The sequence below is a fragment of the Pseudomonas sp. Irchel s3h17 genome (assembly GCF_900187505.1).
Lineage (GTDB): Bacteria > Pseudomonadota > Gammaproteobacteria > Pseudomonadales > Pseudomonadaceae > Aquipseudomonas.
This window is the reverse complement of the sequence record NZ_FYDL01000002.1, coordinates 374,094-388,419: the sequence shown is the minus strand read 5'-3', so window position 1 is coordinate 388,419 and position 14,326 is coordinate 374,094. Positions and strand designations below refer to the sequence as shown.

Here is a 14,326-nt window from a genome sequence, read left to right as displayed (position 1 = left end):
TTTCCATGATCTCTACCTTGCGACGTAGCCTGTTTGTCTTGCTCGCGGCCTTGCCGCTGATGGCTAACGCTGTGGCTGCGCCTTCGGCGCACGAGCTGGTACAGGATACGACCAACCGTTTGCTCGCAGACCTTGCGACCAACAAAGAGAAGTACAAGCAGGATCCGAAGGACTTTTATGCTGCGTTGAACAGCATTGTCGGGCCCGTGGTGGATGCCGAGGGCATTTCCAGGAGCATCATGACGGTCAAGTACTCGCGCAAGGCCACGCCTGCGCAGTTGAAGACCTTTGAAGAGAACTTCAAGACCGGCCTGTTCCAGTTCTATGGCAACGCTTTGCTCGAGTACAACAACCAGGGCATCATCGTCGAGCCTGCCAAGGATGAGTCGGGTAACCGCACCAGCGTTGGCATGACCGTCAAGGGTAGCAATGGCGCGATCTATCCTGTGTCCTACACACTCGAGAAGATCAATGGCGAGTGGAAGCTGCGCAACGTGATCATCAACGGCATCAACATTGGCAAACTGTTCCGTGACCAGTTCGCCGACGCGATGCAGCGCAATGGCAACGACCTGGACAAGACCATCAATGGTTGGGCCGGTGAAGTCGCCAAAGCCAAGGCAAACACTGAACAAACCACCGAGAAGCAGGCGCAATGAGTGAGTCGGCCGTCCGTATGGGCGAAGCCGGTGAGCTGATGCTCAGTGGCGTACTCGATTACCGCACCGGCCCGGAACTGCGCAAGCAGGGCCAGGCCCTGATCAAGTCGAGTATCGCGCCAGCCGTGGTGCTGGATTGCTCGGGCGTGGAGAAGTCCAGCAGCGTCGGTTTGTCGTTGCTGATGGCTTTCATGCGCGACGCGGCAGCCGGTGGCAAGGCCGTGAGTGTCCGTGCATTGCCGGATGACATGCGTGAAATCGCCCAGGTCTCTGGTTTGACCGGGATTTTGGCGCACCCTTAACTAACATCTATAAAAGGCCCCCCGTCAGAGTCCTGCCATGCGGGGTTCGCAGGCGCGGGGCTTTTTTGTATGATGTCCGACCCGTGCGCACAGGGCGCCGATTGAGGTTGAGCATGCAGGCCAACGAAGTGAAGAGCTTCCTTGAGGGAAAGCTGTCCGAGACTCTTTTATCCGTACAGGTAGAAGTTGAGGGCGAAGGCTGCAACTTTCAGCTGAATGTGATTAGCGATGAACTGGTGGCTTTGAGCCCGGTCAAGCGTCAACAGAGCATCTATGCCCATTTGAACCCATGGATCGCTGATGGCAGCATCCACGCGGTCACTATGAAATTTTTCAGCAGCGCGGCCTGGGCCGAGCGCACCTGAGCCCAAGGGCGTCGAGATTCTTATGGATAAATTGATTATTACCGGCGGCGTTCGTCTTGATGGCGAAATCCGCATCTCCGGGGCAAAGAACTCTGCCCTGCCGATTCTGGCGGCAACGCTGCTGTGTGATGGCCCGGTGACTGTCGCCAACCTGCCGCACCTGCACGACATCACCACCATGATCGAACTGTTCGGTCGCATGGGCATTGAGCCGGTGATCGACGAGAAGCTCAGCGTCGAAATCGACCCGCGCACCATCAAGACCCTGATCGCACCGTACGAATTGGTGAAAACCATGCGTGCCTCGATCCTGGTGCTGGGCCCTATGGTTGCGCGTTTCGGTGAAGCCGAAGTTGCCCTGCCTGGCGGTTGCGCCATCGGTTCGCGTCCGGTCGACCTGCACATCCGTGGCCTTGAAGCCATGGGCGCGACCATCGACGTCGAAGGCGGCTACATCAAGGCCAAGGCGCCGGAAGGCGGCCTGCGTGGCGCAAACTTCTTCTTCGATACCGTCAGCGTGACCGGTACCGAGAACATCATGATGGCGGCGGCGCTGGCCAACGGTCGCAGCGTGCTGCAAAACGCCGCGCGCGAGCCTGAAGTCGTCGACCTGGCGAACTTCCTCAACGCCATGGGCGCCAAGGTCCAGGGTGCCGGCACCGACACCATCACCATCGACGGCGTACCGCGCTTGCACTCGGCGGTCTACAAAGTCATGCCGGACCGTATTGAAACCGGTACGTACCTGGTCGCTGCTGCCGTGACTGGCGGTCGCGTGAAGGTCAAGGACACGGATCCGACCATTCTTGAAGCCGTTCTGGAAAAACTTCGTGAGTCAGGTGCTGAAATCACCACCGGCGAAGACTGGATCGAGCTGAACATGCACGGCAAGCGGCCAAAAGCTGTTAACGTGCGTACGGCTCCCTACCCGGCGTTCCCGACCGACATGCAGGCGCAGTTCATCTCCCTCAACGCGATTGCCGAAGGCACTGGCGCGGTGATCGAGACGATCTTCGAAAACCGCTTCATGCACGTCTACGAACTGCATCGCATGGGTGCTCACATCCAGGTCGAAGGCAACACCGCCATTGTCACCGGTATCGAAAAACTCAAGGGCGCGCCAGTGATGGCTACCGACCTGCGGGCTTCGGCCAGCCTGGTGATTTCGGCACTGATCGCCGAAGGCGACACCCTGATCGATCGCATCTACCACATTGACCGTGGCTACGAGTGCATCGAAGAGAAGTTGCAGATGCTCGGCGCGAAGATCCGCCGCGTACCGGGCTAGTCCCTGCGTCAAGGGCACAGGGAAGTGCCCACAGATTGATTGAAGTCGAGCCTGTTTCAGGCTCGGCCTGTGTCCGGCGCCGTTTGCGACCGGGCATCGTTGCCTGATAAGGACTGACGTTTCCCATGTTGACCATCGCACTGTCCAAGGGCCGCATCCTCGACGACACCCTGCCGCTTCTGGCTGAAGCGGGCATCGTGCCGACCGAGAATCCGGACAAGAGCCGCAAGTTGATCATCCCCACGACCCAGGCCGATGTGCGCTTGCTGATCGTGCGTGCCACCGATGTGCCGACCTACGTCGAGCATGGTGCCGCTGACCTGGGCGTCGCCGGTAAAGATGTGCTGATGGAATACGGCGGCCAGGGCCTGTACGAGCCACTGGACCTGCAGATCGCCCAGTGCAAGTTGATGACCGCCGGTAAAATTGGCGCGATCGAGCCCAAGGGCCGTCTGCGTATTGCCACCAAATTCGTCAATGTTGCCAAGCGTTATTATGCCGAGCAGGGCCGTCAGGTCGACATCATCAAGCTTTACGGCTCGATGGAGCTGGCGCCGTTGATCGGTCTGGCGGACAAGATCATCGACGTGGTCGATACCGGTAACACGCTGCGGGCCAACGGCCTGGAGCCACAGGATTTCATTGCTGCCATCAGCTCCCGGCTGATCGTCAACAAAGCTTCGATGAAAATGCAGCACGCCCGAATCCAGGCGTTGATCGACACCCTGCGCAAGGCAGTGGAGTCTCGACACCGCGGCTGATTTACCTGCGCGACGTTAAGTTGCGCCCGTCTATCCGCCTCATAGCCAGAATTCTCAGGTGCCCAAGCGGAAACGACGGCTAAGTTAGGGCGCCTGAGTTTTTGCCAATCCTATGAGGCTCTCGCTATGACCGCACCGACTGCAATTCGCCGACTCAACGCTGCTGACCCGGATTTCGCGCATCATCTGGATCATCTGCTGAGCTGGGAAAGTGTGTCTGACGATTCGGTCAATCAGCGAGTGCTGGACATCATCAAGGCGGTGCGTGAGCGTGGCGACGCCGCGCTGGTTGAGTTCACCCAGAAGTTCGATGGCCTGCAGGTTGCCTCGATGGCGGACCTGATCCTGCCGCGTGAGCGTCTGGAGCTGGCACTGACCCGCATTACCGTGCCCCAGCGCGAAGCCCTGGAGAAAGCTGCCGCCCGGGTGCGCAGCTACCACGAAAAACAAAAGCAGGACTCCTGGACCTACACCGAAGCCGACGGCACGGTACTGGGCCAGAAGGTCACGCCACTGGACCGCGCCGGCCTGTACGTGCCCGGCGGCAAGGCGTCCTATCCGTCCTCGGTACTGATGAACGCGATTCCGGCCAAGGTGGCTGGCGTGACCGAAGTGGTCATGGTCGTACCGACCCCGCGTGGTGAGGTCAACGAACTGGTGCTGGCGGCGGCGTGCATCGCGGGCGTCGACCGGGTGTTCACCATTGGCGGCGCGCAAGCCGTGGCGGCGCTGGCCTACGGCACCGAAAGCGTGCCGAAGGTCGACAAGGTCGTCGGCCCTGGCAACATCTATGTGGCCACCGCCAAGCGTCATGTGTTTGGCCAGGTGGGCATCGACATGATTGCCGGTCCTTCGGAAATCCTCGTGGTATGCGACGGCCAGACCGATCCAGACTGGATTGCGATGGACCTGTTCTCCCAGGCCGAGCACGACGAAGACGCCCAGGCGATTCTGGTCAGCCCCGATGCCGGGTTCCTCGACCAGGTGGCGGCGAGCATTGCCAAGCTGTTGCCGACCATGGAGCGTGCCCAGATCATCGAAACCTCGATCAATAGCCGTGGTGCGCTGATCCAGGTGCGTGACATGCAGCAAGCCATCGAGGTGGCCAATCGCATTGCGCCGGAGCACCTCGAGCTGTCGGTCGCCGATCCTCAAGCCTGGCTGCCACAGATTCGCCACGCCGGGGCGATCTTCATGGGACGCCACACCAGCGAAGCCCTGGGCGACTATTGCGCCGGCCCCAACCACGTGTTGCCGACCTCTGGCACTGCGCGTTTCTCTTCGCCGCTGGGGGTGTATGACTTCCAGAAGCGTTCGTCGATCATCTTCTGCTCCGAGGCAGGCGCTTCGGAACTGGGCAAGACGGCTTCCGTGCTGGCCCGTGGCGAATCGCTGACGGCCCACGCCCGCAGCGCCGAATACCGCATCGTTGACGACAAAGAAGGAAACTGAACATGAGTAAATTCTGGAGTTCGTTCGTCAAGGATCTGGTGCCCTATGTGCCGGGCGAACAGCCGAAGCTGGCGAAACTGGTCAAGCTCAACACCAACGAAAACCCCTACGGTCCATCCCCCAAGGCACTGGCGGCGATGCAGACCGAGCTCAACGACACGCTGCGCCTGTACCCGGACCCCAACAGCGACCTGCTCAAGCAGGCCGTGGCCAGGTACTACGGCGTGCAGGGCAACCAGGTATTCCTCGGCAACGGTTCCGATGAAGTCCTGGCGCACATCTTCCACGGGTTGCTGCAACACGATCAGCCGCTGCTGTTCCCGGACATCAGCTACAGCTTCTACCCGGTCTACTGCGGGTTGTACGGCATCAAGTTCGACGCGGTGCCTTTGGACGAGCAGTTCCAGATCAACCCGGCGGACTACGCCAAGCCGAACGGCGGGATCATCTTCCCCAACCCGAATGCACCGACCGGTTGTCTGCTGGCGCTGGACGCCGTGGAGCAGATCCTCAAGGCCAGCCCGGATTCGGTGGTTGTGGTCGATGAAGCCTACGTCGACTTCGGCGGTGAAACCGCGATCAGTCTGGTCGATCGCTACCCGAACCTGCTGGTCACCCAGACCCTGTCCAAATCACGCTCGCTGGCGGGTTTGCGTGTGGGCCTGGCGGTGGGGCATCCGGACCTGATCGAGGCGCTGGAGCGGATCAAGAACAGCTTCAACTCGTATCCGCTGGATCGCCTGGCGATCGTCGGCGCGGCCGCAGCCTTTGATGATCGCGAGTACTTCGACAAGACCTGTCGACGGGTGATCGACAGTCGCGAGCAGGTGGTTGCGCAGCTACAGGAGAAGGGCTTTGACGTGCTGCCGTCGGCGGCAAACTTCATTTTTGCCCGCCATCCTCGGCACGATGCTGCTGGCCTGGCGGCGAAGTTGCGCGAGCAGGGCGTGATCGTTCGTCACTTCAAGCAAGAGCGGATTGCCCAGTTCCTGCGCATTACCATCGGCACGCCAGAGCAGAACCAGGCGTTGATCGACGCGCTCGGCGACCTGTAATTGACCTGACCTTGTAGCGAGGGAGCTTGCTCCCGCTGGGTCGCGAAGCAACCCCTAATCAGCCACTGCGCGTCGAACGATTGGCGCAGGTGCCGGATTAACGACTGCTCCGCAGTCGAGCGGGAGCAAGCTCCCTCGCCACAAGGTGTACAACGTCAGCGAACTGAACAACCGGCGGGCTAGCGCTTACTCTTCTTCTTTGGCGATCGGGGCAGGGGGCGGCCGCAGGCCGATTTCCGCGGTCAGCTCGAGTTCCTTGCCATTGCGGATGACCTGGATACTGACCTTGTCGGTCGGCTTGATCCGCGCCACCTGGTTCATCGAACGACGACCATCGCCGGCGGGTTCGCCATCGATGCTGAGGATGACGTCGCCCAATTGCAGGCCGGCTTTTTGTGCCGGGCCATCACGAAAAATCCCGGCAACGACAATGCCCGGTCGCCCCGACAGGCCAAACGACTCCGCCAATTCCTGGCTCAGGGGTTGCACTTCAATGCCCAGCCAGCCGCGAATCACCTGGCCGTGCTCGATGATCGATTTCATCACTTCCATGGCCAGCTTGATCGGAATCGCGAAGCCGATACCTTGCGAGCCGCCGGACTTGGAGAAAATCGCCGTGTTGATGCCGGTCAGGTTGCCGTTGGCATCCACCAGTGCGCCGCCGGAGTTGCCCGGGTTGATCGCGGCATCGGTCTGGATGAAGTCTTCGTAGTTGTTCAGGCCCAACTGATTGCGCCCGGTGGCGCTGATGATGCCCATGGTCACGGTCTGGCCGACGCCGAACGGGTTGCCGATGGCCAGCGCAACGTCGCCGACCCGGATGCTTTCCGAGCGGCCGACCGTGATCGATGGCAAGTGTTTCAAATCGATTTTCAGCACCGCGAGGTCGGTTTCCGGATCGCTGCCGATGACGCGAGCCAGGGTTTCACGACCATCCTTGAGTGCGACCACGATCTGGTCGGCGCCGGCGGTGACGTGGTTGTTGGTCAGCAAATAGCCTTCCGGGCTCATGATCACGCCGGAGCCGAGGCTCGACTCCATGCGTTTCTGCTTGGGCGCGTTGTCACCGAAGAAGCGTCGGAACTGTGGGTCTTCAAACAGCGGGTGAGTGGTCTTGTTGACCACTTTGGTGGTGTAGAGGTTGACCACCGCGGGTGCCGCGATGACCACCGCATCGGCGTAGGACACCTGTCCTTGTTGGTTCAGGGTGGTTTGCGGGGCCTGCTGAAGATTCACATCCTGGCTCGGTAGCCCGACCCATTGCGGGTAACGCTGGATAATCAGCAACGCAATCAGCACGCCGGCCAACAGCGGCCAGCCAAAAAAACGCAGACCCTTGAGCATTGAACAAATCCTGGGAGGTTACGACGGGCCAACCACGGCCCATAATGTTGCGCATTATACGAGGCCGCGCGCGCCTCTGAACGGGATATTTAGGAGTCTTTTATGGCCGTTGCCCTGAGCACCCTGGTAGACGAAGCGGATCGTTACCTCAGCAGTTCGAAGATTTCCGATTATTGCCCCAACGGCCTGCAAGTCGAAGGTCGGCCGCAGGTCATGCGCATCGTCAGCGGCGTCACGGCCAGCCAGGCCTTGCTCGATGCCGCAGTCGAAGCCCAGGCCGACCTGGTGCTGGTCCACCACGGTTATTTCTGGAAGGGCGAGAACCCCTGCATCACCGGCATGAAGCAGCGCCGGCTCAAGACCCTGCTCAAGCACGATATCAGCCTGTTGGCCTATCACCTGCCGCTGGATTTGCACCCGGATGTGGGCAACAACGTGCAACTGGCTCGTCAACTGGAGATCACCGTGGAAGGTCCGCTGGACCCGGACAACCTCAAGGTGGTCGGGTTGGTGGGCTCGCTGGCCGAGCCCATGACCGCGCGGGACTTCGCCCGTCATGTGCGGGACGTCATGGGTCGTGAACCCTTGCTGATCGAGGGCCGCGAGATGATTCGGCGGGTGGGCTGGTGCACCGGTGGTGGCCAGGGTTACATCGACCAGGCGGTGCAAGCCGGCGTCGATTTGTACCTGAGTGGCGAGGCGTCCGAGCAAACCTTCCACAGCGCCCGCGAGAATGGCATCAGCTTTATCGCGGCCGGTCACCACGCCACCGAGCGTTACGGTGTACAGGCGCTGGGGGATTATCTGGCACGACGGTTTGCCCTGGAGCACATCTTCATCGACTGTCCCAACCCGATCTGATTTCCTTGTGGGAGCGGGCTTGCTCGCGAAGCAGGCACGGCGGTTTAACAGGAAAAACGCGTCATCGTTCTTCGCGAGCAAGCCCGCTCCCACAAGGACCGCGGCGCCCGAACGCGCAGGTATATTCATATACCCTTTCGATCTAGTTGGCGTCCTGATTAGACGATGACGCTGTGCTAGGATCCTCGCTCGAACACGGCCCGCTGGCCGTTCATAAGAAAGCTTTCGTGAGTAGCCATGGTCGACAAACTGACGCATCTGAAACAGCTGGAGGCGGAAAGCATCCACATCATCCGCGAGGTGGCCGCCGAGTTCGACAACCCGGTGATGCTGTACTCCATCGGTAAAGACTCTGCCGTGATGCTGCACCTGGCACGCAAGGCATTCTTCCCGGGCAAGCTGCCGTTTCCGGTGATGCACGTCGACACCCAATGGAAGTTCCAGGAGATGTACAGCTTCCGCGACAAGATGGTCGAAGAGCTGGGCCTGGACCTGATTACCCACGTCAACCCGCAAGGCGTGGCGCAAGGCATCAACCCCTTCACCCATGGCAGTGCCAAGCACACCGATATCATGAAGACCGAAGGCCTGAAGCAGGCCCTGGACAAGTATGGTTTTGATGCAGCCTTCGGCGGCGCCCGTCGCGATGAAGAGAAATCCCGCGCCAAAGAACGCGTGTACTCGTTCCGCGACAGCAAGCACCGCTGGGACCCGAAAAACCAGCGTCCGGAACTCTGGAACGTCTACAACGGCAAGGTCAACAAAGGCGAGTCGATCCGCGTCTTCCCACTGTCGAACTGGACCGAGCTGGACATCTGGCAGTACATCTACCTGGAAGGCATCCCGATCGTCCCGCTGTACTTCGCCGCCGAGCGTAACGTCATCGAGAAGAACGGTACGCTGATCATGATCGACGACGAGCGCATCCTCGAGCACCTGAGCGACGAAGACAAAGCCCGCATCGTCAAGAAAAAAGTCCGTTTCCGTACCCTTGGTTGCTACCCGTTGACGGGTGCGGTGGAGTCCGAGGCCGAAAGCCTCACGGACATCATTCAGGAAATGCTCCTGACGCGAACTTCCGAGCGCCAGGGCCGGGTCATCGATCACGATGGCGCCGGCTCCATGGAAGACAAAAAACGTCAGGGTTATTTCTAAGGGGTTGTCATGTCTCACCAATCTGATTTGATCAGCGAGGACATCCTCGCCTACCTGGGCCAGCACGAACGCAAAGAGCTGCTGCGCTTTCTGACCTGCGGTAACGTCGACGACGGCAAGAGCACCCTGATCGGGCGCCTGCTGCACGACTCCAAGATGATCTACGAAGACCATCTGGAAGCCATTACCCGCGACTCGAAAAAAGTCGGCACCACGGGCGACGATATCGACCTGGCATTGCTGGTCGACGGCCTGCAGGCCGAGCGTGAGCAAGGCATCACCATCGATGTTGCCTACCGCTATTTCTCCACCGCCAAGCGCAAATTCATCATCGCCGACACCCCCGGCCATGAGCAGTACACCCGCAACATGGCGACCGGTGCCTCCACCTGTGACCTGGCGATCATCCTGGTCGATGCCCGTTATGGCGTGCAGACCCAGACCCGTCGCCACAGCTTCATCGCCTCCCTGCTGGGCATCAAGCACATCGTCGTGGCCATCAACAAGATGGACCTCAAGGACTTCGACCAGGGTGTGTTCGAGTCGATCAAGGCCGATTACCTGGCGTTTGCCGAAGGCCTGAAGATGAAGCCCGCCACCATGCACTTCGTGCCGATGTCGGCCCTCAAGGGCGACAACGTGGTGAACAAGTCCGAGCGCTCGCCGTGGTACACCGGCCAGTCGCTGATGGAGATCCTCGAGACCGTGGAAGTGGCGGGTGATCGTAACTTCACCGACCTGCGTTTCCCGGTGCAGTACGTCAACCGTCCGAACCTGAACTTCCGTGGTTTTGCCGGCACCCTGGCCAGCGGCATCGTCAAGAAGGGCGACGAAGTCGTGGTGCTACCTTCGGGCAAGAGCAGCCGCGTGAAATCCATCGTCACCTTCGACGGTGAACTGGAGCACGCCGGTCCCGGTCAGGCCGTCACCCTGACCATGGAAGACGAGATCGATATCTCCCGTGGTGACCTGTTGGTGCATGCCGACAGTGTGCCTCCGGTCACCGACCACTTCGAAGCGATGCTGGTGTGGATGGCTGAAGAGCCGATGCTGCCGGGCAAGAAGTACGACATCAAGCGCGCCACCAGTTATGTGCCAGGTTCCATTGCCAGCATCGTCAACAAGGTCGATGTGAACACCCTGGAAGAAGGCCCGGCCAGCGCGTTGCAACTGAACGAAATCGGCAAGGTCAAGATCGCGCTCGACGCGCCGATTGCCCTCGACGGTTACGAGAGCAACCGCACGACCGGTGCGTTCATCATCATCGACCGCTTGACCAATGGTACGGTGGGCGCCGGCATGATCGTCGCCCAGCCTCTGGCTCACGGCAGTAGCACGCACCATGGCAAGTTGGCTCATGTCGCGACCGAAGAGCGCGCCCAGCGTTTCGGCCAGCAACCGGCCACCGTTCTGTTCAGCGGCTTGTCGGGTGCAGGTAAAAGCACCCTGGCCTATGCGGTTGAACGCAAGCTGTTCGACATGGGGCGCGCGGTGTTTGTGCTCGATGGCCAGAACCTGCGTCATGATTTGAACAAAGGCCTGTCACTGGACCGCGTCGGGCGTACCGAGAACTGGCGTCGTGCGGCTCACGTCGCGCGCCAGTTCAACGAAGCCGGCTTGCTGACCCTGGCTGCGTTCGTTGCACCCGATGCTGAAGGGCGCGAGCAGGCCAAGGCATTGATCGGCAGTGATCGTTTACTGACGGTGTATGTACAGGCTTCGCCGATCGTTTGTGCCGAACGCGATCCGCAAGGCCTGTATGCCGCCGCTGGCGACAACATTCCGGGCGACTCTTTCCCGTATGACGTGCCGCTGGACGCCGACCTCGTGGTCGACACCCAGTCGCTGTCGCTGGAAGAAAGCGTCAAGCAAGTGCTGGACCTGCTGCGCGAGCGTGGCGCGATCTGAGGCAGGAGCAGCGATAAGCTTTCAGCTTCAAGCGGCAAGTAAAAGCCCGCAGGCGAGTGATCGACTGCGGGCTTTTTGATGTCTGGACGGACGCATTCACGGGCAAGCGAAGAGGCCGGTACAGGCGCCTGTTTACTTCGCGGGGTACTCGCGGTGCATCTGCTCAAGCAACGCGTCCTTGTCCTGCCACAACTGGTTGATCCAACCCTGGAACTGCAGGCGGTACTCGCCATCCTGCTCGTAGTTCTTGCCGATGAATGACGCCGGGATCTGCAGTTCCTGAAAGTGCACCACCACGTCTTTCACGTTGCCGCATAACAGGTCCCAGAAGCCAGGACGGCCGGCCGGGTAGTGAATGGTCACGTTGACGATGGACTCCAGTTGTTCGCCCATGGCGTCCAGCACAAACGCGATGCCGCCGGCCTTTGGCTTGAGCAGGTGGCGAAACGGTGACTGCTGCTGTGCATGCTTGCCCGGGGTAAAGCGCGTGCCTTCGGCGAAGTTGAAGATGCCCACCGGGTTGTTGCGAAATTTCGCGCAGGTCTTGCGGGTGGTTTCCAGGTCCTTGCCTTTCTTCTCCGGGTGCTTGTCCAGGTAAGCCTTGGAATAACGCTTCATGAACGGGAAGTCCAGTGCCCACCAGGCCACCCCAATCACGGGTACCCAGATCAGTTCCTGCTTGAGGAAGAATTTCAGCGGGCGAATACGGCGGTTGAGCACGTACTGCAGCACCAGGATGTCGACCCAGCTCTGGTGGTTGCTGGTGACCAGGTAGGAGTGCTGATAGTCCAGGCCCTCAAGGCCGCTGAGATGCCAGCGGGTACGGCCGATCAGGTTCATCCAGGCTTTGTTGTTGCTGATCCAGGCCTCGTGGGTATGGTTCATCAGCCAGTGACTGAAGCGTTGGGTGAGGGCGAATGGCAACACCTTGAAGAGCGCGACGCAGAACAGGAACGAGCACAACAACAGGGTGTTCAGCGCCAGTAGCAACGAGGCGATCACGCCCCGTACGGCAGCGGGTAGAAAATCCAGCATTCAAAGATCCATAGGTCGGTTGGCGGCTTGAATCGCCGTCAAGGCGATGGTGTAGACGATATCGTCGACCTGGGCGCCGCGCGGCAAGTCATTCACCGGTTTGCGCAGGCCTTGCAGCATGGGGCCGAGGCTGACGCAGTCGGCGCTGCGTTGCACGGCTTTGTGGGTGGTGTTGCCGGTGTTCAGGTCCGGGAAAATGAACACCGTTGCCCGGCCTGCCACCTGGCTGTTCGGCGCCAATTGCCGCGCCACTGTTTCGTTGGCCGCAGCGTCGTATTGCAGGGGGCCGTCGATCAACAGCGAGTTCTGTGCTTCATGGGCCAGCAAGGTGGCTTCACGGACTTTTTCCACCTCTTCGCCGCTGGCCGACTCACCGCTGGAATAGCTGAGCATGGCCACCCGCGGCGTGATGCCGAAGGCGGCGGCGGAGTCGGCGCTTTGCAGGGCAATCTCGGCCAGTTCGCTGGCGCTCGGATGGGGGTTCATGATGCAGTCGCCGTAGACCAGTACTTCTTCCGGGAACAGCATGAAAAACACCGACGACACCAGGGTGCAGCCCGGCGCCGTTTTAATCAGCTGCAGGGCCGGGCGAATGGTATTGGCGGTGGAGTGAATGACTCCGGACACCAGCCCGTCGACTTCATCGAGCGCCAGCATCATGGTGCCGATCACCACGGTGTCTTCCAGTTGCTGCTCGGCCATGGGCGCGTTGAGGCTCTTGGTCTTGCGCAGTGCGACCATCGGCTCGACGTAGCGCTGGCGGATCAGGTCCGGATCGAGAATCTCCAGGCCTTCAGGCAGCTCGATGCCCTGGGCACGGGCGACGGCCTGTACATCTTCAGGCTTGGCCAGCAAGACGCAGCGAGCGATACCGCGCGCCTGGCAAATGGCTGCCGCCTGCACGGTCAACGGCTCGCTGCCTTCGGGCAGGACGATGCGCTTGTTGGCGGCCTGGGCGCGCTGGATCAATTGATAGCGGAACACCGCGGGCGACAGGCGCATTTCCCGTGGGGTGCCACAGCGTTGGTGCAGCCAGTCGGCGTCCAGGTGGCTGGCGACGAAATCGGTGATGATTTCCGCCCGCTCGCGGTCGTCGATCGGGATTTCCTTGTTCAGGCCGTTCAACTGGTTGGCGGTGTCGTAGGAGCCGGTGCTTACCGACAGTACGGGCAAGCCTGCCTGCAAGGCGCCGCGGCACAGGTCCATGATCCGTGGATCGGGCAGGGTGTCGCTGGTCAGCAGCAAGCCGGCCAACGGTACGCCGTTGATGGCGGCCAGGCTGACGGCCAGGATGATGTCGTCACGGTCGCCGGGCGTCACCACCAGTACGCCGGGCTTGAGCAGCTCCACCGTATTGCGCATGGTGCGCGCGCAAATGATGATCTTGTTCATGCGCCGGGTTTCGTAGTCACCGGCGTTGAGCACCTGGGCACCCATCAGGTCGGCGACGTCGCGGGTACGTGGCGCGTTGAGCTCCGGCTGGAATGGAATGCAGCCGAGCAAGCGGAAATCGCCACTGCGCAACAACGGCGAGTGCTCCTTCAGGCGCGCGGCGAAGGCCTCCATGCTTTCGTCGGTTTTGACCTTGTTGAGGATCACGCCCAGGACTTTCGGGTCTTTCGGGCCACCGAACAATTGCGCCTGCAACTCGACCCGGCCGGACAGCTCGGTAAGCACTTCGTTTTCCGGCGCCGACACCAGGATCACCTCGGCATCCAGGCTCTTGGCCAAATGCAGGTTGACCCGTGCGGCATAGCTGGCGCTGCGGGTCGGTACCATGCCCTCGACGATCAGGACGTCCTTGCCGACAGCGGCCTGCTGGTACAGGGTGATGATTTCTTCCAGCAGCTCATCGAGCTGACCGTCGCCGAGCATCCGCTCGACATGGGCCAGGCCCAGCGGCTGGGGTGGCTTGAGGCCGTGGGTGCGGGCTACCAGTTCGGTGGAGCGTTCCGGTCCGGTGTCGCCGGGGTGGGGCTGGGCAATCGGCTTGAAGAAGCCGACTTTCAGCCCTGCTCGCTCAAGGGTGCGCACCAGCCCGAGGCTGATGGAGGTCAGGCCCACACCGAAATCGGTGGGTGCGACAAAAAAAGTTTGCATGCGGATTCTCTAAAGGTGCATGGCAATGGCGATCATCCAAG

At 60.8% G+C, this 14,326-nt stretch carries 13 protein-coding genes; 10 read left to right on the top strand and 3 right to left on the bottom strand.

Annotated elements, in window-relative coordinates; genetic code table 11:
• Nucleotides 1-5 precede the first annotated feature (5 nt).
• From CKW25_RS03830 to hisC, 7 genes are all read left to right on the top strand, one after another.
• Nucleotides 6-659 (top strand): phospholipid-binding protein MlaC, encoded by a 654-nt coding sequence (locus tag CKW25_RS03830; protein WP_095077857.1) that lies wholly within the window; start codon nt 6-8, stop codon nt 657-659.
• On the top strand, nt 656-961 hold the full coding sequence (locus CKW25_RS03825; protein WP_095077856.1) for a lipid asymmetry maintenance protein MlaB: 306 nt from the start codon (nt 656-658) through the stop codon (nt 959-961). Before CKW25_RS03830 ends, CKW25_RS03825 begins: the two co-directional genes overlap by 4 nt.
• A gap of 113 nt (nt 962-1,074) precedes the next feature.
• Nucleotides 1,075-1,326 (top strand): BolA family protein, encoded by a 252-nt coding sequence (locus CKW25_RS03820; protein ID WP_095077854.1) that lies wholly within the window; start codon nt 1,075-1,077, stop codon nt 1,324-1,326.
• Nucleotides 1,327-1,348: 22 nt separating this feature from the next.
• Entirely contained in the window at nt 1,349-2,614 is a 1,266-nt protein-coding gene (gene murA / locus CKW25_RS03815; RefSeq protein WP_095077853.1) for a UDP-N-acetylglucosamine 1-carboxyvinyltransferase, read from the top strand.
• Between the two features lie 125 nt (nt 2,615-2,739).
• A complete protein-coding gene (hisG, locus tag CKW25_RS03810) occupies nt 2,740-3,375 on the top strand; it encodes an ATP phosphoribosyltransferase (protein WP_095077852.1) in 636 nt (211 codons plus the stop codon).
• Between the two features lie 126 nt (nt 3,376-3,501).
• The gene (hisD, locus tag CKW25_RS03805; RefSeq protein ID WP_095077850.1) at nt 3,502-4,827 is read left to right on the top strand and encodes a histidinol dehydrogenase; all 1,326 of its coding nucleotides are present in this window, start codon (nt 3,502-3,504) and stop codon (nt 4,825-4,827) included.
• Between the two features lie 2 nt (nt 4,828-4,829).
• Nucleotides 4,830-5,882, top strand: a complete 1,053-nt coding sequence (hisC, locus tag CKW25_RS03800) for a histidinol-phosphate transaminase (protein WP_095077849.1) — start codon at nt 4,830-4,832, stop codon at nt 5,880-5,882.
• A gap of 186 nt (nt 5,883-6,068) precedes the next feature.
• Here hisC and algW read toward each other — a convergent pair whose 3' ends face one another.
• On the bottom strand, nt 6,069-7,226 hold the full coding sequence (algW, locus tag CKW25_RS03795; RefSeq protein ID WP_095077848.1) for a Do family serine endopeptidase AlgW: 1,158 nt from the start codon (nt 7,224-7,226) through the stop codon (nt 6,069-6,071).
• A 102-nt stretch (nt 7,227-7,328) separates the two neighbouring features.
• Here algW and CKW25_RS03790 point away from each other — a divergent pair, with 102 nt between their 5' ends.
• The 3 genes from CKW25_RS03790 (at nt 7,329) to cysN (ending at nt 11,150) form a co-directional block, all read left to right on the top strand.
• Nucleotides 7,329-8,087, top strand: coding sequence for a Nif3-like dinuclear metal center hexameric protein (locus CKW25_RS03790; RefSeq protein WP_095077846.1), 759 nt, complete (start codon nt 7,329-7,331; stop codon nt 8,085-8,087).
• Between the two features lie 237 nt (nt 8,088-8,324).
• Nucleotides 8,325-9,242 (top strand): sulfate adenylyltransferase subunit CysD, encoded by a 918-nt coding sequence (gene cysD / locus CKW25_RS03785; protein ID WP_095077845.1) that lies wholly within the window; start codon nt 8,325-8,327, stop codon nt 9,240-9,242.
• A 9-nt stretch (nt 9,243-9,251) separates the two neighbouring features.
• Nucleotides 9,252-11,150 (top strand): sulfate adenylyltransferase subunit CysN, encoded by a 1,899-nt coding sequence (gene cysN / locus CKW25_RS03780; protein WP_095077842.1) that lies wholly within the window; start codon nt 9,252-9,254, stop codon nt 11,148-11,150.
• A 132-nt stretch (nt 11,151-11,282) separates the two neighbouring features.
• On the opposite strand, the gene CKW25_RS03775 is transcribed toward cysN, so the two are convergent.
• On the bottom strand, nt 11,283-12,185 hold the full coding sequence (locus CKW25_RS03775) for an acyltransferase (RefSeq protein ID WP_095077838.1): 903 nt from the start codon (nt 12,183-12,185) through the stop codon (nt 11,283-11,285).
• The gene (gene pta, locus CKW25_RS03770) at nt 12,186-14,285 is read right to left on the bottom strand and encodes a phosphate acetyltransferase (protein ID WP_095077833.1); all 2,100 of its coding nucleotides are present in this window, start codon (nt 14,283-14,285) and stop codon (nt 12,186-12,188) included.
• Nucleotides 14,286-14,326: the final 41 nt, after the last annotated feature.

Excerpts from the sequence above, each read along its gene's own strand:
- CKW25_RS03830 (WP_095077857.1), top strand. The coding sequence starts at position 6 with ATGATCTCTACCTTGCGACGTAGCCTGTTTGTCTTGCTCGCGGCCTTG.
- CKW25_RS03825 (WP_095077856.1), top strand. The coding sequence starts at position 656 with ATGAGTGAGTCGGCCGTCCGTATGGGCGAAGCCGGTGAGCTGATGCTC.
- CKW25_RS03820 (WP_095077854.1), top strand. The coding sequence starts at position 1,075 with ATGCAGGCCAACGAAGTGAAGAGCTTCCTTGAGGGAAAGCTGTCCGAG.
- murA (WP_095077853.1), top strand. The coding sequence starts at position 1,349 with ATGGATAAATTGATTATTACCGGCGGCGTTCGTCTTGATGGCGAAATC.
- hisG (WP_095077852.1), top strand. The coding sequence starts at position 2,740 with ATGTTGACCATCGCACTGTCCAAGGGCCGCATCCTCGACGACACCCTG.
- hisD (WP_095077850.1), top strand. The coding sequence starts at position 3,502 with ATGACCGCACCGACTGCAATTCGCCGACTCAACGCTGCTGACCCGGAT.
- hisC (WP_095077849.1), top strand. The coding sequence starts at position 4,830 with ATGAGTAAATTCTGGAGTTCGTTCGTCAAGGATCTGGTGCCCTATGTG.
- algW (WP_095077848.1), bottom strand. The coding sequence starts at position 7,226 with ATGCTCAAGGGTCTGCGTTTTTTTGGCTGGCCGCTGTTGGCCGGCGTG.
- CKW25_RS03790 (WP_095077846.1), top strand. The coding sequence starts at position 7,329 with ATGGCCGTTGCCCTGAGCACCCTGGTAGACGAAGCGGATCGTTACCTC.
- cysD (WP_095077845.1), top strand. The coding sequence starts at position 8,325 with ATGGTCGACAAACTGACGCATCTGAAACAGCTGGAGGCGGAAAGCATC.
- cysN (WP_095077842.1), top strand. The coding sequence starts at position 9,252 with ATGTCTCACCAATCTGATTTGATCAGCGAGGACATCCTCGCCTACCTG.
- CKW25_RS03775 (WP_095077838.1), bottom strand. The coding sequence starts at position 12,185 with ATGCTGGATTTTCTACCCGCTGCCGTACGGGGCGTGATCGCCTCGTTG.
- pta (WP_095077833.1), bottom strand. The coding sequence starts at position 14,285 with ATGCAAACTTTTTTTGTCGCACCCACCGATTTCGGTGTGGGCCTGACC.